The 20,806-nt window shown below is 69.5% G+C and carries 19 protein-coding genes and 1 tRNA gene; 10 read left to right on the top strand and 10 right to left on the bottom strand.

Annotation, left to right across the window (positions count from 1 at the left end; translation table 11 throughout):
- Window positions 1-2: 2 nt before the first annotated feature.
- Complete coding sequence (locus ABH925_RS27190) at window positions 3-1,250, bottom strand: PTS transporter subunit EIIC (RefSeq protein ID WP_370151795.1); 1,248 nt, start codon at window positions 1,248-1,250, stop codon at window positions 3-5.
- Between the two features lie 163 nt (window positions 1,251-1,413).
- Complete coding sequence (locus ABH925_RS27185) at window positions 1,414-2,742, bottom strand: PTS transporter subunit EIIC (RefSeq protein ID WP_370151793.1); 1,329 nt, start codon at window positions 2,740-2,742, stop codon at window positions 1,414-1,416.
- A gap of 256 nt (window positions 2,743-2,998) precedes the next feature.
- Between ABH925_RS27185 and ABH925_RS27180 the strand changes: the two genes are divergently transcribed.
- The 3 genes from ABH925_RS27180 to rdgB all read left to right on the top strand — a co-directional run bounded on the left by ABH925_RS27180 (window position 2,999) and on the right by rdgB (window position 4,751).
- Complete coding sequence (locus tag ABH925_RS27180; RefSeq protein WP_370151791.1) at window positions 2,999-3,235, top strand: glucose PTS transporter subunit EIIB; 237 nt, start codon at window positions 2,999-3,001, stop codon at window positions 3,233-3,235.
- 167 nt (window positions 3,236-3,402) lie between these two features.
- Window positions 3,403-4,128 carry a ribonuclease PH gene (gene rph / locus ABH925_RS27175; protein ID WP_370151789.1) on the top strand — a complete coding sequence of 242 codons (726 nt, stop codon included), beginning with the start codon at window positions 3,403-3,405 and terminating at the stop codon, window positions 4,126-4,128.
- Window positions 4,128-4,751 (top strand): RdgB/HAM1 family non-canonical purine NTP pyrophosphatase, encoded by a 624-nt coding sequence (rdgB, locus tag ABH925_RS27170; protein ID WP_370151787.1) that lies wholly within the window; start codon window positions 4,128-4,130, stop codon window positions 4,749-4,751. Before rph ends, rdgB begins: the two co-directional genes overlap by 1 nt.
- 51 nt (window positions 4,752-4,802) lie before the next feature.
- Here rdgB and ABH925_RS27165 read toward each other — a convergent pair.
- The 3 genes from ABH925_RS27165 to ABH925_RS27155 form a co-directional block, all read right to left on the bottom strand.
- Window positions 4,803-4,890 (bottom strand) — tRNA-Leu (locus tag ABH925_RS27165).
- Window positions 4,891-4,961: 71 nt separating this feature from the next.
- The gene (locus ABH925_RS27160; RefSeq protein ID WP_370151785.1) at window positions 4,962-5,375 is read right to left on the bottom strand and encodes a type II toxin-antitoxin system VapC family toxin; all 414 of its coding nucleotides are present in this window, start codon (window positions 5,373-5,375) and stop codon (window positions 4,962-4,964) included.
- A complete protein-coding gene (locus tag ABH925_RS27155; RefSeq protein ID WP_370151784.1) occupies window positions 5,372-5,692 on the bottom strand; it encodes a type II toxin-antitoxin system Phd/YefM family antitoxin in 321 nt (106 codons plus the stop codon). Before ABH925_RS27155 ends, ABH925_RS27160 begins: the two co-directional genes overlap by 4 nt.
- A gap of 332 nt (window positions 5,693-6,024) precedes the next feature.
- Here ABH925_RS27155 and ABH925_RS27150 point away from each other — a divergent pair, with 332 nt between their 5' ends.
- Both ABH925_RS27150 and ABH925_RS27145 read left to right on the top strand, forming a co-directional pair.
- Entirely contained in the window at window positions 6,025-7,587 is a 1,563-nt protein-coding gene (locus tag ABH925_RS27150; protein ID WP_370151782.1) for a carbohydrate binding domain-containing protein, read from the top strand.
- Window positions 7,588-7,826: 239 nt separating this feature from the next.
- Window positions 7,827-10,127: a glycosyl hydrolase family 18 protein gene (locus ABH925_RS27145; protein ID WP_370151779.1), complete on the top strand. Its 2,301-nt coding sequence runs from the start codon at window positions 7,827-7,829 to the stop codon at window positions 10,125-10,127.
- An 82-nt stretch (window positions 10,128-10,209) separates the two neighbouring features.
- On the opposite strand, the gene bcp is transcribed toward ABH925_RS27145, so the two are convergent.
- Complete coding sequence (bcp, locus tag ABH925_RS27140; RefSeq protein ID WP_370151776.1) at window positions 10,210-10,671, bottom strand: thioredoxin-dependent thiol peroxidase; 462 nt, start codon at window positions 10,669-10,671, stop codon at window positions 10,210-10,212.
- Window positions 10,672-10,827: 156 nt separating this feature from the next.
- Between bcp and ABH925_RS27135 the strand changes: the two genes are divergently transcribed.
- Both ABH925_RS27135 and ABH925_RS27130 read left to right on the top strand, forming a co-directional pair.
- On the top strand, window positions 10,828-11,175 hold the full coding sequence (locus tag ABH925_RS27135; RefSeq protein ID WP_370151773.1) for a DUF3618 domain-containing protein: 348 nt from the start codon (window positions 10,828-10,830) through the stop codon (window positions 11,173-11,175).
- Between the two features lie 171 nt (window positions 11,176-11,346).
- Window positions 11,347-11,727 (top strand): co-chaperone GroES, encoded by a 381-nt coding sequence (locus tag ABH925_RS27130; RefSeq protein ID WP_370151771.1) that lies wholly within the window; start codon window positions 11,347-11,349, stop codon window positions 11,725-11,727.
- Between the two features lie 89 nt (window positions 11,728-11,816).
- On the opposite strand, the gene ABH925_RS27125 is transcribed toward ABH925_RS27130, so the two are convergent.
- Window positions 11,817-14,156: a transglycosylase domain-containing protein gene (locus ABH925_RS27125; protein WP_370151770.1), complete on the bottom strand. Its 2,340-nt coding sequence runs from the start codon at window positions 14,154-14,156 to the stop codon at window positions 11,817-11,819.
- A gap of 418 nt (window positions 14,157-14,574) precedes the next feature.
- Between ABH925_RS27125 and ABH925_RS27120 the strand changes: the two genes are divergently transcribed.
- From ABH925_RS27120 to ABH925_RS27110, 3 genes are read left to right on the top strand one after another with little or no spacing between them, the layout of a single operon-like run.
- Window positions 14,575-15,474, top strand: coding sequence for an ABC transporter permease (locus ABH925_RS27120; protein WP_370151767.1), 900 nt, complete (start codon window positions 14,575-14,577; stop codon window positions 15,472-15,474).
- A complete protein-coding gene (locus tag ABH925_RS27115; protein WP_370151764.1) occupies window positions 15,467-16,108 on the top strand; it encodes an ABC transporter permease in 642 nt (213 codons plus the stop codon). Before ABH925_RS27120 ends, ABH925_RS27115 begins: the two co-directional genes overlap by 8 nt.
- A complete protein-coding gene (locus ABH925_RS27110; RefSeq protein WP_370151761.1) occupies window positions 16,105-17,730 on the top strand; it encodes a recombinase family protein in 1,626 nt (541 codons plus the stop codon). The genes ABH925_RS27115 and ABH925_RS27110 overlap by 4 nt, the downstream gene beginning before the upstream one ends.
- A gap of 627 nt (window positions 17,731-18,357) precedes the next feature.
- On the opposite strand, the gene ABH925_RS27105 is transcribed toward ABH925_RS27110, so the two are convergent.
- The 3 genes from ABH925_RS27105 to ABH925_RS27095 form a co-directional block, all read right to left on the bottom strand.
- A complete protein-coding gene (locus ABH925_RS27105; RefSeq protein ID WP_370151758.1) occupies window positions 18,358-19,791 on the bottom strand; it encodes a replication initiator in 1,434 nt (477 codons plus the stop codon).
- A gap of 129 nt (window positions 19,792-19,920) precedes the next feature.
- Window positions 19,921-20,106 (bottom strand): hypothetical protein, encoded by a 186-nt coding sequence (locus ABH925_RS27100; protein WP_370151921.1) that lies wholly within the window; start codon window positions 20,104-20,106, stop codon window positions 19,921-19,923.
- A gap of 2 nt (window positions 20,107-20,108) precedes the next feature.
- The gene (locus tag ABH925_RS27095) at window positions 20,109-20,726 is read right to left on the bottom strand and encodes an FtsK/SpoIIIE domain-containing protein (RefSeq protein WP_370151756.1); all 618 of its coding nucleotides are present in this window, start codon (window positions 20,724-20,726) and stop codon (window positions 20,109-20,111) included.
- Between the last annotated feature and the right edge of the window lie 80 nt (window positions 20,727-20,806).

Raw genomic sequence — 20,806 nt, 5'->3', positions numbered from 1 at the left:
TTCTAGGCCTTGGTGAGGTCCTCGATCTCCTCCTCGGGCTCGCGGCCCGGCGTGGTGAGGTTGAACCTGATGATCGCGAAGCGGAACAGCGAGTAGTACAGCACCGCGAAGACCAGGCCGATCGGGATGATCATCCAGGGCTTGGTGGCCAGGTTCCAGTTCAGCAGGTAGTCGATCAGACCGGCCGAGAAGCTGAAGCCGTCGTGCACGCCCAGCGCCCAGGTCACCGCCAGCGACAGGCCGGTGAGCAGCGCGTGGATCCCGTACAGCACCGGGGCGATGAACATGAAGGAGAACTCGATGGGCTCGGTGACGCCGGTCACGAACGCGGTGAGGCCGACCGAGATCATCATGCCCGTCACCGCCTTGCGCCGCTCGGGACGGGCGCAGTGCGCGATGGCCAGGGCCGCGGCCGGCAGGCCGAACATCATGATCGGGAAGAAGCCCGACATGAACTGGCCCGCCGTCGGGTCGCCGTGGAAGAAGCGCGGGATGTCGCCGGTCCAGACGTGGCCGGTGGCGTCGGTGTAGCTGCCGACCTGCTGCTGGAAGAAGGTGTTCAGGAACTGGTGCATGCCGATCGGGATCAGCAGCCGGTTGGCGACCCCGTAGACCCCGGCGCCGACCGCGCCCAGGTTGACCAGCCAGTCGCTGGCGTGGGTCAGACCGGAGCCGATCGGCCCCCAGGCCAGCCCGAAGACCACGCCGAGCAGGGTGCCGACGAAGGCCATGATGATCGGGACCAGCCGGCGTCCGTTGAAGAAGCCCAGCCGGTCCACCAGCTTGGTGCGGTGGAAGCGCTGCCACAGCACGGCGGAGAGCAGTCCGACGACGATGCCGCCGAAGACCCCCGGGTCCTGCGGTTTGCCCTCCGGGAGGGCCGCGGTGACCGTGCCGGTCATCGGGAAGACGGTCAGCACCGACCTGAAGACCAGGTAGCCGACGATCGCCGCCAGCGCGGTCGACCCGTCCGCCTTCTTGGCGAAGCCGATCGCCACGCCGATGCAGAACAGCAGCGCCAGGTTGCCGAAGACACCGTTGCCGGCGGCGGCGAACACGTCCGCGACCTTCCCCCAGTGCAGGCCCTTGTCGCCGAAGACGTCGGGCTGCCCGAGCCGCAGCAGGATGCCGGCGGCGGGAAGGACGGCGACGGGCAGCTGCAGGCTGCGCCCCACCTTCTGGAGGCCCTGGAAGAGGCCTGAGCCCCGCTTCTTCGCGGGGGCCGCCTGGACAGCGGTCGTGGTGCTCATGGGAGTTCCTTAGCGCACGGTCAAAAGGTCTATACCACTAACTGGTGTAGACCATTCTAAGCACGGGTTCAGGAAGATCCGGACATACGTGTTCCGTTTGTGACGAAGCACCCGGGCCCCCGGACCGTCCTGCGGTCGGGGGCCCGGGTGCTTCCGGGGGCGGCTACGGCTTGAGGTTGGCCTCTTCGAACTCCTCGGTGTCGTCCTCGCGGCCGGGGGTCTTCAGGTCGAACCTGGTGATCACGAACCGGAAGACCGAGTAGTAGACCGCCGCGAAGACCAGACCGATCGGGACGATCAGCCATGGCTTGGTCGCCAGGCTCCAGTTGATGACGTAGTCGATCAGTCCGGCGGAGAAGCTGAAGCCGTCGTGCACGCCCAGTCCCCAGGTCACCGCCATGGAGAGGCCGGTCAGCACCGCGTGGATCCCGTACAGCACCGGGGCGATGTAGAGGAAGGAGTACTCGATCGGCTCGGTCACGCCGGTCATGAAGGAGGTCAGGCCGACGGAGATCATCATGCCCGTCACCTCCTTGCGCCGGTGCGGCTTGGCGCAGTGGGCGATGGCCAGGGCCGCCGCCGGCAGCGCGAACATCATGATCGGGAAGAATCCGGAGGTGAACTGCCCCGCGGTCGGGTCGCCGGCCAGGAACCGGTTGATGTCGCCGTGGACCACCGCGCCGTCGGGCTTGGTGTAGCTGCCGAACTGGAACCAGAAGAAGACGTTGAGGAACTGGTGCATGCCCACCACCAGCAGGGCGCGGTTGGCGACACCGAAGATCCCGGCGCCGGCCGATCCCATCCCGGTCAGGCCGTTGGCGAAGCGGTCCAGGCCGTGTCCGATCGGCGGCCAGATCCACAGGCACAGCACCGCGAAAACCGTCGCCACCCCGGCCATGATGATCGGCACGAGGCGGCGGCCGTTGAAGAAGCCCAGCCAGTCCACCAGCTTCACCCGGTGGTAGCGCTGCCAGAAGAAGGCGCTGAGCAGGCCGATGACGATGCCGCCGAACACCCCGGGGTTCTGCGCCACCGGAAGGGCGATGGCGGTCCAGGGGCCCTTTGCCGGGCCGGTGACGCAGACGCCGCCGGCGCTCAGCACGGCGGGTGTCCCGCTGCCGAGCGCGGCGGCGCCGGTGCACGTGGCGAAGGTCTTCAGGACGTTGAAGTAGACCAGGAAGCCGGCCACGGCGGCCAGCGCGGTGGAGCCGTCGGCCTTCTTGGCCATGCCGATCGCGACGCCGACCGCGAAGAGCAGCGGCAGGCCGAGCGAGCCGTCGAGGAGTGCGCCGCCGGCCCCGCTGAAGACCTGGACCAGCTTCTCCGGGAAACCCCACTGGCTGTGGATGTCGGGCTGTCCGAGCCGGTTGAGGATGCCGGCGGCGGGGAGTACGGCGATGGGGAGCTGCAGGCTGCGTCCCATCTTCTGCAGGCCGCCCACCAGGCCCTGCCACCAGGGCCGTTGCGGAACGACGGCGTTCGCCGAACTCATGACTCTCCTCGTCGTCGCCTCGTCGTCGCTGCGCGGCCGACTGGCCCCGGTACCGGAAAGTGGTGTAGACCAGTTGCGTACGGACGGCCCCGCGCCGGGGGATGGGAGTCCCGTTGTAGTCATCCTGAGTGAGCGCGGTGATCTTCGCGCGCGACGTTGGGCCAACCGTGCGTTACCGTGTCAATGCGGACCAAAGGGACACTCCGTCAGTGAGTTGCCCGAGGTCGACGCATTGGGCCGAGAACAGGAGAAACGCATGGCCAGCAAGGCTGAGAAGATCGTCGCGGGCCTCGGCGGCATCGGGAACATCGAAGAGGTCGAGGGCTGCATCACCCGGCTGCGCACCGAGGTCAAGGACCCCACCCTGATCGACGAGGCCGCGCTCAAGGCCGCCGGCGCCCATGGCGTGGTGAAGATGGGCTCCGCGATCCAGGTCGTCATCGGCACCGACGCCGACCCGGTCGCCGCGGACATCGAGGACATGATGGCCTGAGCGTCCGTCAGGGCGTGACCTGCCCCGCTGGACCGCCCCGCGAGGGGCGCCGCCGACGGCCCGCGCCGTTCGCCCGACCGCACGACCGGCCGGGCCCTGGTGCGGGCCGTCGGCGTGTGGCCGTCGGCGTGTGCGGGGCGGTCCGGAGGGCGGATAGGGTCGGAGGCATGACACGCAACGACGGCCGCAGCTTCGACCAACTCCGACCGATCACCATCGAGCGGGGCTGGAGCAAGCACGCCGAGGGGTCCGTACTCGTCTCCTTCGGGGACACCCGGGTGCTGTGCACCGCCAGCGTCACCGAGGGCGTGCCGCGTTGGCGCCGGGGCAGTGGCGAGGGCTGGGTGACCGGCGAGTACGCGATGCTGCCGCGCGCCACCAACACCCGCAACGACCGCGAGTCGGTGCGCGGGAAGATCGGCGGCCGGACGCACGAGATCAGCCGCCTGATCGGGCGCTCGCTGCGCGGTGTCGTCGACACCCGGGCGCTGTCCGAGAACACCATCGCCATCGACTGCGACGTGCTCCAGGCGGACGGCGGCACCCGGACGGCGGCGATCACCGGCGCGTACGTGGCGCTGGTGGACGCGGTGCGCTGGGCCCAGGAGAAGAAGATCACCCGGGCCAAGGCCGAGCCGATCATCGGCGCGGTCAGCGCGGTGAGCGTGGGCATCGTCGGCGGCGTGCCGATGACCGACCTCTGCTACGAGGAGGACGTGCGCGCCGAGACGGACATGAACATCGTCTGCACCGGTGACGGCAAGTTCGTCGAGGTCCAGGGGACGGCGGAGGGCGTGCCCTTCGACCGCGACCTGCTGAACCAGCTGCTCGACCTGGGCCAGCTGGCCTGCGCGGAGCTGGACGAGATCCAGCGCAAGGTCCTGGAGGGCTGATGAACGCGCTCTTCCCCGCTCCCACCCGGCTGATCCTGGCCACCCGCAACGTACACAAGGTCGGCGAGCTGCGGGCGATCCTCGGCGCGGCCGGTCTCGACGTCGACCTGGTCGGCGCGGACGCCTACCCGGAGATCCCCGACGTCGCCGAGACCGGGGTCACCTTCGCGGAGAACGCCCTGCTCAAGGCCCATGCGCTGGCCCGCGCGACCGGGCATGCGGCGGTCGCCGACGACTCCGGCCTGTGCGTGGAGGTGCTGGGCGGCGCCCCGGGGATCTTCTCCGCGCGGTGGGCCGGCCGGCACGGCGACGACAAGGCGAACCTGGAGCTGCTGCTGGCCCAGCTGTCCGACATCGCCCCTCCGGACCGCAGGGCCCACTTCACCTGCGCGGCGGCACTGGCCCTGCCGGACGGCACCGAGCGCGTGGTCGAGGGCAGGCTCCGCGGCACCCTGCGGTTCGCGCCGGTGGGCACCCACGGCTTCGGCTACGACCCGATCCTGCAGCCCGACGGCTACGACATCACCTGCGCGGAGCTGACGCCGGACCAGAAGAACGCCATCAGCCACCGCGGCGAAGCCTTCCGCGGCCTGGTCCCGATCGTGCGCGAGCTGCTGTCCTGAGCGTCTTGCGACGTCAGAGGCCCACTTCCCAGCCGGGGAGTGGGCCTCAGTTGGTGCGGCGGAAGGGATTCGAACCCTCACGATTCTCACGAATCACTGGCTCCTAAGGCCAGCGTGGCTGCCATTTCACCACCGCCGCGTCACGCCATGCATCGTACTGGTTCGGACCGACCGCGTCTGTCGGGTATTCGCTGCCACGCCGGTCGGCGATCAGGTGGGGGCGAGGGTCCGGAGGCCTACGGCTGCCGCTGCTTCGAGGAGGCGCTTGTCGTAGGCGACGAAGGCGATCACCGCCGGTGCGACGCTCATCGCGGCGGCGACGTGGATGGCGTCCAGCGTACGGAGCGTGCCCCCGGGGTTCAGTCGGCCGGCTTGGTCGAACAGGGCCGGCGGCAGGCGCAGCACAGCCGCTGAGTCCAGCCAATCCTCCGCCTGCTGCCGCGTCTTCGGCGAGGCTCCTGCCGCGTGCAGGCCCCGGCGCACCTCGGTGCGGGACAGGTCGCAGGTGACGACGAGTGCTGACCCTTCGGTGGAGAGCCACGCCATGAGGGCGGCCGACTCCGCTTCCTGCTTGAAGAGCTTCAGGGCGGCGGAGGTGTCGAGGTAGATCAGACGATGCGTCACCGTTCGCCCTCGTCCTCGCGCAGGGCCCGGAGTGCCTCGCTCAGCGAGGACTCGCCCGGCTCGTAAGGAGCGGGCGGGCGCTGTGCCAGATCTCCTGCTGTGGGGGCCTTGGTCAGGGCGTCGAGATCGAGGATCCCCGCCGCCGCCGCGATTGCCAGTGCTTCCTCGGCTGGATCCGGGGGCAGTATCCGTGCGACCACCCGGCCGTGGCGGGTCACTGTCAATGTCTCGCCATGCTCGACGCGCTTGAGCACGCTGGTCGCATTGCGCTGCAGGTCGCGGATGCTGACCTGGCCGTCGGACACCTTTTCCGTCATGACGCACATTTTATTGCCATGACAGGCAGTCGGTCCAGCTTGCCGCACCAACGGGTGACTGTGCTCGATGCGGAGTCCTTGGATGTGGTTGAGACCAATAGGACTAGGCCAGTTGGTCAGACGGGTGCTCTGAGCTGGGCTTCCAGGAAACCTTAAGGAAGCTTAAGTGACACGTTGCCTAATGGGGTCTTGACGGGAGGGGTTGGTCCAGGCCAATTTAGCCGTCAACAAACGGTGGTTACCGGGGAGTCGTGTGGGGGCCTTCGGTCCGACCGCCGTGGCAACTGGTGAGTCCCGAAGGTTCGGTTCGCGGAGTCGTTGCGGAGGCAGGCATGGACGGCAGACCCACACCGGTCAGAGGCAGAAGAGCGCTGGTCGGCGCGTGTTGCGCGGCGGCCCTCGGGGTCGGCGGGTTGCTCGCGGCCGGCGGGAACGCGCAGGCGAGTGCCGGTCAGCTGCTGGTCAACGGCGGCTTCGAGAGCGGGAGTCCGAGCGGGTGGAGCTGCTCCACCGCCGACACCGTGGTGACCAGCCCGGTCCAGCAGGGAACGTACGCGCTGTCCGGGACGCCGGTCGGGTCCGACGACGCTCAGTGCGCGCAGACCGTCGCGGTCGCGCCGAACTCGACGTACACGCTGACCGGCGAGGTGCTGGGCAGCTACGTCTACCTCGGGGCCACGGGCACCGGCGTGAGCGCGAGCAACTGGACGCCGAGCGCCACGAGTTGGCAGCAGCTGTCGACGACGTTCACGACCGGTGCGTCGACCACCTCGGTGCAGGTGTACGTGCACGGCTGGTACGGGCAGCCGACGTTCGGCGCGGACGCGCTGTCGCTGGTCGGCCCCCCGCCCGTCGGCGGGCCGACCCCGACCCCGACCCCCACGCCGACCGGTACCGGAACGCCGACGCCCACCCCGACCCCCACCCCCACCGGGACGGGAACGCCGACCCCGACGCCCACCCCCACCGGGACCGGCACCCCGCCGCCGGTGGACACCGGCTTCCGGCACCCGGTCTACCTGATGCCGCTGGACAACTCGCCGCAGGCGATCAGCGACATCGTCGCCAACTCCGGTGAGAACGAGTTCCTGCTCGCCTTCGTGCTGGACTCCGGCAACTGCACCCCCGCCTGGGGCGGGAACGCGTCCACCACCGTCGCCGCCGACACCGCCGTGCTCGCGGACGTCAACGCGGCGCGTGCCGCCGGCGGTGACGTCGCGGTGTCCTTCGGCGGCTACAACGGCACCGAGCTGGGCAGCAGTTGCGGCGGCTCCGCCGCCCTCGCCGGCGCCTACCAGCAGGTCATCGACACGTACAAGCTCACCCGGATCGACCTGGACTGGGAGAACGGCAGCCTGGACGCCAACATGGCGGTCCGCTGGGCGGCGATCAAGCAGCTGGAGGCCGCCAACCCCGGCCTGAAGGTCAGCCTCACCATCCCCATGACCACCGTCGGCCTGCCGGACACCGGCCGGGACGAGATCCAGCAGGCGATCAACGACGGCGCCCGGATCGACCGGGTGAACATCATGGACTTCGACTTCGGTCTGAGCGGCAGCACCGAGACGGTCGCGGCCGAGGGTGTCGCCAACGACGTGGTCGCGCAGCTGCAGAAGCTCTACGGCTGGGACGCGGCCACCGCCTGGTCGCACCTCAGCGTGCAGCTGATGAACGGTCACACCGACCAGCCCAGCGAGCTGTTCACCCAGTCGACCTTCACCGATCTGCTCGGCTTCGTGCAGTCGAACCACGCCGCCGCCTTCTCCTACTGGTCGGTCAACCGCGACCGGGCCTGCGACCCGAGCGTGGCCCACAACTGGGCGGACGGTGCCTGCAGCAGCGTCACCCAGAACCCCTACGACTTCACGAAGATCATCACGCAGTTCACCGGCTGAGCTCCCCACAGTCCACCCGCGTCGGGTCACGGCATGTACCCCCACGAGATACCGCAGCATGTCGTGCTCACAGCCCGGCGCGGGTGTCGCCCACCAGACGGACCGGATCCTCTGGCCGGGCGCCCCTCGGGCGTCGTCCGGCAGCCGCCGGTCGCGCCCTTCACCCCCACTCCCACTCCAGGAGCACCGCAATGCCAGAACGTGCCACCCCGTCGGCCCCCCACGGTAGTTCGCGGCGGATGAAGCGCGGTACCGCGCTTGCCACCGCGACCGTACTGATCGCAGGATCCGCCGCGCTCGCCGCGACCGTCACCGGCGCGAACGCGGCGTCGACGAGCCTGCTGGCGAACGGTGACTTCGAGAGCGGCAACCTCAGCGGCTGGAGCTGTTCCACGCTGGACAGCGTGGTCGGCACCCCCGTGCACAGCGGCTCGTACGCGCTGCTCGGCGCCGCCTCCTCCGGTGACGACGCCCAGTGCGCGCAGACCGTGACGGTGCTGCCGAACACGACCTACAGCCTCTCCGGCTACGTCCAGGGCGCGTACGTGTACCTCGGTGCCACCGGCACCGGCGTGTCCGCGAGCAACTGGACGCCGAGCGCCACGAGTTGGCAGCAGCTGTCGACCTCCTTCACCACCAGCGCGTCGACCACCTCGGTGCAGGTCTATGTGCACGGCTGGTACGGGCAGGGCTCGTACTACGCCGACGACATCACGCTGACCGGTCCGGGCGGCGCGACCGGGAGCCCGAGCGCGAGCGCCTCCAGCTCCTCGCCCTCGGCGTCCGCCTCGGCCAGCGCGTCCGCGTCCAGCACGCCCACCGCGTCCTCCACTCCGAGCGCCAGCGCCTCGTCGACCCCGACCGCGACGCCGACCCCGAGCAGCACCGGCACCAGCGGTTCGGGCACCGGCCCGACCGGTGACGGCCTGGTCGCCACCCCGGCCGGGGTCACCGCGAAGGTCACCGACAACGCGGTGACGCTGTCCTGGAGCGCCGCGGCCGACAACTCGCAGACCGGTGACACCCCTGGGTACTACGTGTACTCGGGCGCCAACCTGGTGGCGACCTCGATGGGCACCTCGGTGACCGTCAGCTCGCTGCTGCCGAACACCGCCTACACCTTCACCGTCCAGGGGTACGACAAGGACGGCCATGCCTCCGCGCAGTCCGCGCCGGTGGCGGCGACCACCGGCGCCGCGGCGACCGGGGCGATGAAGTCGGCGTACTTCGACCAGTGGTCGATCTACGGCAACGCCTACTACCCGAAGAACGTGGGGACCTCGGGTGCGGCGGCCAACATGAAGGTTCTGACCTACGCGTTCGAAAATGTCGATCCCACCTCGCACACCTGCTTCGAGGCCGTGAAGGCCAGCGACTCCACCAACGAGGCCGACCCCAACGCGGGCGACGGCGCCGGTGACGCCTTCGCCGACTACCAGAAGTCCTACACCGGCGACATCAGCGTCGACGGCAGCGCGGACACCTGGTCGCAGCCGATCAAGGGCAACTTCAACCAGCTGCGCGAGCTGAAGGCGAAGTACCCGAACCTGCGGATCAACCTCTCCATCGGCGGGTGGACCTACTCCAAGTACTTCTCCGACGCGGCCGCCACCGACGCCTCCCGCAAGGCGTTCGTGTCCTCCTGCATCGACATGTTCATCAAGGGCAACCTGCCGACCAACATCTCCGGTGACGCCTCCGGCGGGGCCGGCTCGGCGGCCGGCCTGTTCGACGGCATCGACATCGACTGGGAGTACCCGGCCTCGGCGGGCGGCCACACCGGCAACCACACCTCGGCCGCCGACACTGCCAACTACACCGCCCTGCTCGCGGAGTTCCGCAGCGAGCTGGACGCCTACGGCAGCAGCATCGGTAAGCACTTCCTGCTGACCGCGGCCCTGCCCAGCGGCCAGGACAAGATCGCGCTGATCCAGCCGGCCGCCATCGCCAAGTCGCTGGACTACGGCGACGTGATGACCTACGACATGCACGGCGCCTGGGACGCGGCCGGTCCCACCAACCTGCAGGACCCCCTGCACGACACCGCCGCAGACCCCAGCACCGCCATCGCGCCGGGCACCGCGAAGTACAACATCGACGAGACCATCAAGGCCTACACCACCGGTGACTCGTCCTACGGCATCACCGGCGGCTTCCCGGCGAGCAAGATCGTGCTCGGCGTGCCGTTCTACTTCCGCGGCTGGACCGGCGTCCCGGCCGGCAGCAACTACGGCCTGTACCAGACGGCGACCGGGGCCAGCCCGGCGCAGACCTACACCCAGGAGGCCGGGATCGCGGACTGGAAGGAGCTCGCGGCCAAGGGCCTGACCACCGGTTCCACGGTGCACTGGGACCCGACCACGCAGAGCTCGTGGATCTACGACGGCACCAACTTCTACACCGGTGACACGCCGCAGGCGATCACCGCGCGGGGCGCGTACGCGACCTCGAAGGGTCTCGGCGGCATCTTCGCCTTCTCCTTCGAGGGCGACGACGCCTCCGGCACGCTGATCAACACGATGAACAGCTCCATGCAGTAGTCCCGCGACGCAGTGGTCCTGCGGCGGAGCAGAGCGGAGGGGGCGGTGCGCCGGTGGCGCGCCGCCCCTTCGGCGTGCGGCGTCAGATCTTGAGGTCGCGGATCAGCTTGGCGACGTGACCGGTGGCCTTCACGTTGTAGAAGGCGTGCTCGACCTTGCCCTGCTCGTCCACGATCAGGGTGGAGCGGATCACCCCGGTGACGGTCTTGCCGTACATGGTCTTCTCGCCGAAGGCCCCGTAGGCGATGAGCACCTCCTTCTCGGGGTCGGCCACCAGGGTGACCTTCAGGTGCTCCTTCTCGCGGAACCTGCCCAGCTTCTCGGGCTTGTCCGGGGAGATCCCGATGACGTCGTAGCCGGCCTCGGCCAGCAGGTCGAGGTTGTCGGTGAAGTCGCAGGCCTGCTTGGTGCAGCCGGGTGTCAGCGCGGCGGGGTAGAAGTAGATGATGACCTTGCGGCCGAGGTGGTCGGCGAGGGAGACCTGCTTGCCGTCCGCGTCGGGAAGGGTGAAGGCGGGGGCGGTGTCGCCGGGCTGCAGCCTCATGAGGAGTGCTCCTGTGCGTCTGGATGGTGGTCGTACCCGATGACGAACGTACTCCAGGACACGGACAGGGCGGGGTGCCGCTGCGCGTGGCGGCGGGCGACCTGACAGACTGTCGGTAGGCGTAGCGGACAGGCGGCAACGGAGGAAGGCGGGCTCGTGGGCGAGGTCGGGACGAGGGGCAAGGGCACGGGTCCGGACGGGCGTACCGCGGCGCAGATCGAGGCGGACATCGTCCGCACCCGTCGGCAGCTGGCGGCCACGCTCGACGAGCTCGCGGTCGCGGTGCACCCGTCGACGTTGGTCGGCAAGGCGAAGGCGGACGCGAAGGCCGCCGTGGACCGTTCCGTCGGGCGCGCGTTCGTGGCCCTGAACCGGGGCGTGGAGCAGGCGCGGGCGCAGTTCGTGGACGAGAAGGGCAATCCCCGTCCGGAGCGCATCGTCCCGGCTGCGGCGCTGGCCGCGGCGGTCGTGACCGGTGTGGTCCTGCTGCGCCGCCGCAAGTAGCGCCGGCTCGGGGGACGGGGCAGGGGCGCGTGGTCCGGCGTCGGGTCGGTACGGCCGGACCGTGCGGAGGGTGTGCGGCCGGTGGCGCGAGGCGGGCGGCCCGGGGTGGGTGCTGTTCGGTGACCGGTCGAGTCCGCCGCGCCTTCCTCGGCTCGGTGTACGGTCGCAGGTGTGAGTGATTCGACGGCATCCCAGCGCGCCCGCGACGACGACCGCCACAGCTCCTTCGGCGAGAAGCTGCCCATCCGGATGCTGCACGACCGGGTACTGGTACGCACGGACGGTCCCGAGGGCGACCGGCGCTCGACCGGGGGCATCCTGATTCCGGCGACCGCCGAGCTGTCCAAGCGGTGCGCGTGGGCGGCGGTGGTCGCGGTGGGCCAGAACGTCCGTGCCATCGAGCCGGGCGACCGGGTGCTGTACGACCCGGAGGACCGCGCCGAGGTCGAGGTGCGGGGCCAGCTCTACGTGCTGCTGCGCGAGCGCGACGTGCACGCGGTGGCCGCCGAACGGGTCGGCGAGGGCGACGGCGGCACCGGCCTGTACCTCTGATTCCTCCGATCCCTCTGATCGTCATCACAGGGGCCGGGCCCGCACGCCGATAGGTCGCGCGCGGGCCCGGCCCCTGGTTTCGTCCGCCGCTATGGCTGGCCTGTCTGGTTGGGCAGGGCCGCCGCGGTGGGCGGGGCGCTGGTGGCGCTCTGCGTCGGGGTCGGTGTCGGGGTGGGGGTCGGCGGGGCGGTGGTGAAGGTGGGGGTCGGCGTCGGCGGCAGGGTGAAGCTGGGCGTGGGCGTGGCCGTCGCCGGGGGCGTGGGGGTGGGGCTGGTGGTGCTCGGGGTGCTGCTGGGGATGCTGGTGGAGGTGTCGACCGGGGCCTGCAGGGTGAAGTCCTGGACCGGGGAGTCGCCCAGCGCGGTGTTCATGTAGTCGGTCCAGATCTGTGCGGGGAACGATCCTCCGTTGACCCGGGTGACGCCGGCGGCGTCGCCCAGCGACAGCCGGGCGTGGGTGGTCGGGTCCTCCGCGAACAGGCCGACCGAGGTGACCAGCTCCGGGGTGTAGCCGATGAACCAGGCGGACTTGTTGTCGTCCGTGGTGCCGGTCTTGCCGGCCGCGGGGCGGCCCAGGCCGTCGGCGACGTAGCCGGTGCCGTTGGGGCTGACCACGTCCTCCAGCACCGAGGTGACCGCGTCGGCGGTGCCGCGGTCGAAGGCCTGGGTGGTCTGGTGCGCGGGGAGCGCCCTGGCCTCGCCGTCGTGCGAGAGCGCCTGGACCGACCAGGGGGTGATCTGCTGGCCGTGGTTGTCCAGGGTGGCGTAGGCGCCGGCCATCTGGATCGCGCTGGGCGTGGCCACACCCAGCGCGAGGGCCGGGTTGTTCGCGCTCATGTCCGGGGTGTCCTGCGGCAGCCCGGCCGCGATCGCCGCCTTGCGGACGTTGTCCAGGCCGGCGTCGACGGCCTCCTGGGCGTAGACCGAGTTGACCGACTTGACCATGGCGTAGCGCAGGCTGATCGGGCCGTAGTCCTGGCCGTCCTCGTTCGGCGGGGCGTAGGACCGCCCGCCGGAGAGGCCCTGGACCGGGCGGCCGCTGGTGCCGTCGTAGACGGTGGACGGTGTGATCGTGCGTCCGTCCTGGGTGGTGGCGTTGTTCTGCAGGCCGGCGGCCAGGTCGAAGGCCTTGAAGGTGGAGCCGACCTGGATGTCGGTGCGGGTGGCGTCGTTGAACTGCTGGGTGGCGTAGTTCGGCCCGCCGTAGGCGGCGACGATCCTGCCGGTGGCCGGGTCGACCGAGCTGCCGGCCGCGCGGACGTCCTTGGCCTTGGCGGTGTTCGGCAGCTGGTCGCTGAACTCCTTCTTCACCGAGGCGGCCAGGGCGTCCTGGTTCTTCTTGACGAAGGTGGTGGTGATCTTCCAGCCGCCGGCGGCGAGGCTGGCCGGGTCGACGATGTTGTTGTCGTTGAGGTACTGGTCGGCGATGTCGATCAGGTACCCGGCCTGGCCGGAGACGCCGGGAGTGGCGCCGGCGGGCTTGGTGGCGGGGAAGGCCATCGCGCCGCGGTCGCTCTGGCTGACCCAGCCGAGCTTCACCATGCCGTCGAGCACGTAGTTCCAGCGCGCCACGGCGGCGGTCCGGCCGGCCTGGGTGGCGGTGCCGACGTCGAAGGCGCTGGGCGCCTGCAGCAGTGCGGCCAGGTAGGCCGACTGCGGGACGGTGAGCTGCGAGGCGTTGACGCCGTAGTAGGCCTGGGCGGCGGCCTGGATCCCGTAGGCGTTGCGGCCGAAGTAGCTGGTGTTGAGGTAGCCGGCCATGATCTGGTCCTTGCTCTCGGTCTGGTCGACCTTGAGCGAGATGAAGAACTCCTTGGCCTTGCGGCTGACCGTCTGGTCCTGGGTCAGGTAGTAGTTCTTCACGTACTGCTGGGTGATGGTGGATCCGCCCTGCAGGCCCTTGCCGCTGAGGGTGTCCCAGGCGGCGCGGAGGGTGCCGCTGAGGCTGACGCCGTTGTTGCTGTAGAAGGTGCGGTCCTCGGCGGAGACCGCGGCGTGCTGGACGTTGACCGAGATCTGGTCGATCGGGACCGAGATCCGGTTGGTCTGGCCGGTGCGGCCGAGCTCGGTCTTGCCGTCCGAGTAGTAGTAGACGTTGCTCTGGGCGGTCGCGGCGGCGTTCGGGTCCGGCACCGTGACCAGCATGTACATCGTCACGAAGGCGCCGACGCCGAGCAGCACCACGCCGAGCAGGCCGCTGACGGCCATCCGCCAGGTGGGGATCGCCCGGCGCCACCAGGGCAGGGCCTTGCGGGCGTTCCGGCGGGCGGTGCGCCTGGCGCGGCGGCGGTCGCGGCGGCTGGCGCCCATGCCGCCGCCCTCGGTGCGGTCCTCGGATTCGAGCGTGTGTTCCGTCAGCGGATGGCCGGGCCCGTCGGGGTCGTCGGGGCCCCTTCCGGTTCCCTGGGGTCCTTCGGGCGCCTGGCTCATCCGCGTACCGCTCCTCGTCCTGACCGTGCAGCCCGACTGTTCGTGAACATTTCGAGCTTGATTATGTGCCTGTTGGTCCGGGCTTGACCCGATCCTGGATCGTGTCCCACTGTCTCTCATCCTGCGGTAGCCAATGCCCCGAATGGGTGTAAGACGGGCATCTGTGGCGTGGTTGTGACAGACAAAACACCTGCGGAGCTGTGACCGAGCCGCTACCCTGCGAAGGCGCGGCCAGGAATGCGCAGTTCCACGGCCGCGATGCGGTCCGACAACCTCAGAGCGACACAGCGAGCAGAAGCCCCTCGTCGACACCCCCCGGTGTCCGCGATCGGGGCCTGTTTGGCGTTCCCGCGCACCAGGGCGGTGCCGGGGTGCTCTGTGTCGACATATCGACCCATGAGAGGACGGTGGTCCCCTGATGGCACAGCTCAGTGCCCTCGCCCCGCTACCCGGACATCCCCGCCACCCGTTTCCGCGCGACGCCGCGCGGCTGTACGACGCCGCACGGCTGTACGCGGCCGTCGGCCGCAGCAGCTTCCGCCGCTACGCCACCTACCGCACCGCCACCTGGGCGGGAGTCCTCACCAACGTCGTCTTCGGCTTCTTCATCGCCTACACCTACCAGGCCCTGTGGCGGGTCCGCCCGCACCTCGGCGGCTACGACCTCAGCGCCGCGCTCACCTACGTCTGGATCGGCCAGGCGCTGCTGATGCCGGTCGCGGCCATGGGCGGCGGCTTCCAGGACGACCTGGAGGCCCGGATCACCTCCGGCGACATCGCCGTGGACCTCTACCGCCCGGCCGACCTGCAGCTCTGGTGGCTGGCCAACGACCTGGGCCGGGCCTGCTTCCATCTGCTGGCACGCGGGATCGCGCCGATGCTGGTGGGCGGGCTGGTCTTCCGGCTGCGGCTGCCGGCCGACGGCACGGGCCCGGCCGCGCTCTGCTGGGCCGCCGCGCTGCTGTCGGTGGCGCTCGGCGTGGTGGTCAGCTTCGCGCTGCGCTACCTCGCCTCGCTGGCCGGCTTCTGGATGCTGGACGCCCGGGGCGTGCGGCAGGTCAGCGTCCTGCTCGGGATGTTCTGCTCCGGCTTCCTGCTGCCGCTGTCGCTGTTCCCGCCGCTGCTCGCGGCGGTCATGCAGCGGCTGCCCTGGGCGGCGATGTTCCAGATCCCGGCGGACGTGTTCCTGCAGCGCCGCCAGGGCGCGGCGCTGCTCTCCGGGCTCGCGCTGCAGGTCGGCTGGGCCCTGGCGCTGCTGGGCGCGGGGCGGCTGCTGCAGCGCGCGGTGATGCGCAGGGTGGTGGTCCAGGGTGGCTGACCTCCTCGCCCCGCACTCCCCGCCCTCGGCGCTGCACCGCACCCGCGAGGCACTGCGGGCGTACCGGCTGGTCGCCGGGATGTGGCTGCGGGCCTCGCTCGCCTACCGGGCGTCGTTCTGGATGACCACCGTCGGCAACGCGGCCACCTCGGTGCTGGACTTCGCGGTCATCGCCATCATGTTCCTGCACACCTCCTCGCTGGGCGGCTGGACGCTGCCCCAGGTCGCGTTCCTGTACGGGACCTCCGGGGTCGCCCTCGGGCTGGCCGACCTGCTGGTCGGCAGCCTGGACCAGCTCGGGGCGCGGGTCCGCGACGGTTCGGTGGACACCGTGCTGGTCCGCCCCGCCGCCGCGCTGGCCCAGCTGAGCGCCGACCGTTTCGCGCTGCGGCGGGTGGGCCGGGTGGCCCAGTCGGGGCTGGTGCTGGCCTGGTCGCTGAGCCGGCTCGACCTGTCCTGGAGCCCGCTCAAGGTGCTCGTCATGGTCAGCCTGGTGGTCTGCGGGACGACCATTTTCGGCTCGGTCTTCGTGGCCGGCGCGGCCTTCCAGTTCTACGCCAACGATGCCGCCGAGGTGCAGAACGCGTTCACCTACGGCGGCCAGTGTCCTGCTAGATGTAGTTTTAATGCATGAGCGACGAAGCAGTGAAGCGGGTGCAGTGGGGAGACCTCACGGGTCAGAGTTGGGCAGGTCTGACCCGCCTCTCTACCGAGGAAGCAGAAGGCGAGTTAGATCCTGACAGAGAGTCAGAGAAGCCTCGATACATCACGGGTAGAGACATCAAGAGCAGGGCCGAGCAGGAGAAGGACAACCGTGCGTTCGTCGAGGCGCGTGGAGGCCGGTACGTCTACACCTACACCGAGCCGGACACCTCAGCATGGAAGCGGAAGCGCGTCCGCCAGCCTGACGGTCAGGTTGTCTATCGTGTCATCCGGCCCATATTCGAGGGTGCGCTCCGGGACCTCAAAGCAGGTCGAGCGCCGAACGGGGAGCGCATCGACGGTTTGATGGTCTACGACATCGACCGCCTGACCCGAGACCCCAGGCACCTCGAAGACGCGATCGAAGTCGTGGAGCAACACCACCGGCCCATCATCGACATCACGGGCAGTCTCGACCTCCTGACAGACAACGGGAGAGCCATGGCGCGAGTCATCACCGCCATGAACAACAAGTCATCGGCAGACACCTCACGGCGCGTCAAGCGGAAGCACAAGGCGATGCGGGATGCAGGCATCCCCACCGGCGGGCCCCGCCCGTACGGTTGGCAGAAGGACCGCCGAACCCTTGAGCCGACGGAAGCGAAGCATCTGCGCGACGCTGCGCACCGAATCCTCACGGGCGCAGCCGTCTGGTCATCGATCGTCGCCGAGTGGAATCGGACGGGAGTACGTTCGGCCAGCGGAAAGAAATGGACGATCCAGACCCTCAGGCAGGTTCTGAGGAACCCCCGCATTTGCGGATACCGCAGCCACTACGTGAGCGAGTTCAACCCGGAGACGCAGGCGGAGAACAGGTATGCGGTTCCCGTGTACGACGACGAGGGACAGCCGGTCAAAGGCCAACAGGACCCCATCCTCACCGTCGAGCAGTGGCAGGCGATCACGTACATGATCGAAAACGCGCCAAGGCGAGGGACCGGCCGGAATGCTCGGGTCTATCTTCTCTCTGGGATCCTGCGTTGCGGTAAGGACGGCTGCGGCATGAAGATGCGCGCCATGAAGGCATCCCCGGGCCGCAAGAAGCCAGAGGGCTACTACGAATACCTCTGCCCCTCCGGTGTCAGGGGACCAGGATGCGGCGGCGTGGCGATCAACGGGTATGACGCTGACGAGCTGGTCAGGAAGATGATCATTGCCAAGCATGAGTTGGAGGCGGAGGAACGTGACGCCCTGACCGCCGCCGGCGAGTGGTCCAAAGAGTCGCAGCTCGAAAGGGTACGAGAGGACATCGCTGCGGCCCGAGCCGCCCGTAGGACTATCAGCGCCGAACGGTACTACCAGGATCTTGCCGAGTACGAGGCAGAGGAACGCGCGCTCATCAAGGAGCGCAACGCTTGGCAGCGCAGGTCCCAAGTCGTCCCGGGCCAACGGGTCGACATGGCGAAGGAGTGGGACCGCGAAGGGATCACGTTGGCGGAGAGGCGCGCCTACGTGGAGAACGCCTACTTGGCGATCGTCGTGCACCCAGTCGGCAAAGGCCGCCGGGTACCACTGCGTGACCGGCTGGATCCCATCCCCAACAACGAGGACTAGGGGCCCAGCCGGTCAAGATCAACTAGGTGGGGGAATGGCGGTGGTGTCAGCCGCCGCCATCCGCGACCTTGATGCGAAGCAGCGCGTTCATCCGTCGCCACTTCTCATCCGACCACCTTGGAGCACTGAGCGCCTGTTGCCTAGCCCACTCCCAGTCGGCAGTCGCACGCTGAGCTGCATCGTCCGATGTCGCTGTCTCCGCTTCCGTCGCTGGCCGGGGGCCCAGGTCACCCCCCATGGCCACCAACGCCAGGCCCGCCGGTAGGCGATGACGTGCCTCCAACCCGCCCAGGAGGCCGCCGTACCCCACCCGCCCACCCGGGGGACAGGCCATCTCCCACGGGGTCCCCGCCGTCGAGGTCATCCGCAGCCGACCATGTGCCGTCAACCCGCCCGCCATCGCGCCGTGCCCCACCCGCCCACCCGAGAACGGCGACTACCGCAGCGACGAGGACGCCGGCCGCGTCCCAGGAGGCGAAGTCGCGACGGAACAACCACACATCGGAGCCCCTACGGGGCGCAGCCCCACCAACTTCAGCGCCCACCGCCGTAGCGATCTCCACCGATGGCGAGCTGACCCGCCACACGGAACGGCCGTGAACGCGGACTCCTCCGACGGTCGCCCGGTCATCGGTCATGATCCGACTCCCTCGCGTCCTCCCGTGCCAGCTCACGCGACCGCGCCAGATCCTCAGCGATCCCCGCCGCTATCAGCGCCTCACCAGGGGTGTAGCCCCGTCCGACGTAGCGCCAGTTCGCATCCACCGCCACATCCGCTGCCGCCGCCGGGTATCCGGTTCGGTAGGCGGCGCGTTCGGCGCGTAGGTCCCGGTAAGTGGTCGAGTAGGCACGGGTTTTGGTCAGACAGTGGCCCCGGTAGCCGAGCATGTGGGAGTGGGCCCGCAGCCGCAGATGTTCCAGTTCGGGCAGGCCGCCGAGTCGCCAGCAGGTGCCGACCAACGCCCGCACGTGGTCCGGGGCCCGCAGGTGGCGCAGGTCGGCATGGGACTTGATACGGCGGTCCAGGGCCCCGCTGCTGTCCACGCTCTTGCTGGTGTACTTCGCCACGTACGCGGCGACCCGTTCGTCCGTGATCCGCCCACCGTCCCCGCTGATGAGCGGGTGGACATCGATCTGCCTACCGAAGCTGAGCCGCCTTTGCCCGTACGCGGAGGAGTCGGGGGCGGGCAGCGCCACGGCCGCCGCAGCCGACTGCACCGCGTCGAGGAGCAGGGCTGTGGTGGCCCAGGGCGCGGGCGGGTCGGCCGGTCCGGTCGGTCCGTCCAGTCGGATCACGGCGTGGAAGTGGATCGCCCCGCGACGCTGGTATTCGGCGACCTTGGCAGCGGACATGCGCAAGACGCGTCGTACGGCGGTTCGACCGGCGCCCGAGCGGGTGCCGAGGTGGTGGTACAGGTTGTCGCTGAACGCCTTCCACAGGGAGCTCGCGTGGGCATTCCACAACACGTGCCCTGCATAGTCGTAGCAGCCAGGGCACAGAGCCTGTCCGACCAGGGGATCAGTGTCGGCGTGTACCAGGGCACAACCGCTGGCCGATCCGTGTGCGCAGGCTCGCCGCCGGGAGTGGCACTCCCCGGCCTCGTGGACCGCTCCGAACGAGGGGGCTGTGAGCGTGGCAAACACGCGGGGGTGGGTGCCGACGGTGGCGGGAACGCCTTTGCCGCCGCTCAGACCCGCGCTGACCAAGTGGAAGGTATCGCCCTTGTACTGCCAGGAGCAGGAGGGGCAGTAGGTGGCGCGTCGGTTGCGGCAGCGCATGGCCAGGCGTTCGCCCGGTTCGTCGCGGGTGCTGAACAAGCTGTGGATCTCGCCGGTAGCGGTGTTGTAGCGGGTGGTGTGCCCGGACAGGTAGATCGGATGGGCGCATCCGCCGGTCGCGGTGATCTGCTCCAACCAGCGGCCCAGGTTGGGCATCTGACCCAGGCGCACCAAGTCCCGGTCGGTGCTGTCGAGTTGGGCGATGCGGTCGAGCTGTGCCAGGTGGGCGCGGCGCGTGGCAGGGTCCTCGAAGGGGTTCGAGGGCTGATCAAAGGTGGTCATGATGGGTGGCTCCAGGGGAGGGGCCGCAGCCCCAGCCACACCAGGCGGAAGCCCGGGTGACTGGAGGCCACGGCGTTGGACGGAGGCATGGGGCAGGGTGATCGTGATCGCATGGGAACTCCAGTTCGATTAAGTGGTGTGAGTGAGGCCCTGGACGATCCAGGTCACAGCTGCCGCGATCGGGTCGGCCAGGTGAGTGCGGGCGAGGTAGAACCCGAACAGGGCCACCAGGACGACCTGCCAGGCGCGCAGTTCGCCCGAGCGCACCAGCAGGAACACGACCACGGCCAGGAACGCCACCAGGGGCAGGGTCATGGTCACGGCAGATACACCCCCTCCGTGCCGTCCGAGATCCCCAACCGGTCCAGGGCGGGCGTGAGGTGCGCGTACTTCTCGGCGGTGCGCCTCGCCTGGTCGGGAGTGACCAGGATGGAGCGGGCCCGCATCCATCCACCGTCGTCACCGAAGGCCACCGCAACGCCCTGCTGCCCGGTAGTGATCTGCTGCGCTGCCGCCAACGCATCACGGTCCAGGTCACCGAGCGCCATCTCGGCGGTGCCCTTGTCCATGACGCGGTGGCAGACGCGGCCGGCGAGTTGGGCGCGGACGGCGGTGACCCCAGGGCCCAGGTCGGAGCCGACGCGTTGGCCAGCGATGACCAGGTGCACTCCCAGCGCCGCCCCGAGCTGTCCCAACCGCAGCAACGCGGTGGCCACCTGCCCCACCTCTGCCTTATCAGCGCTGGTGGCCATCAGGTACAGCTCGGCCACCTCGTCCACCAGCACGATCACCGGGATCGGCTGGAGCTTGTCGGGCAGTTCCCAGATCGAGCGGGCCCCGCTCGCACGGCACAGGGCCATGCGGTCGGTGGTGATCTGCACCAGCTTGGCCAGCAGATCGGCCGCTTCGGTGCGGGTGGAGGGGCTTCCCCCCAATCGGTGGACATCACGGACACTGGATCTCGTGGATTCAGAGGAAGAGATGGCACCGATGGTGCACAAGTACTACTCAGCGG

This window comes from Streptacidiphilus sp. EB129, from assembly GCF_041262645.1.
Classification (GTDB): Bacteria; Actinomycetota; Actinomycetes; order Streptomycetales; family Streptomycetaceae; genus Streptacidiphilus.
This window is presented reverse-complemented; position numbering and strand designations above follow the sequence as displayed.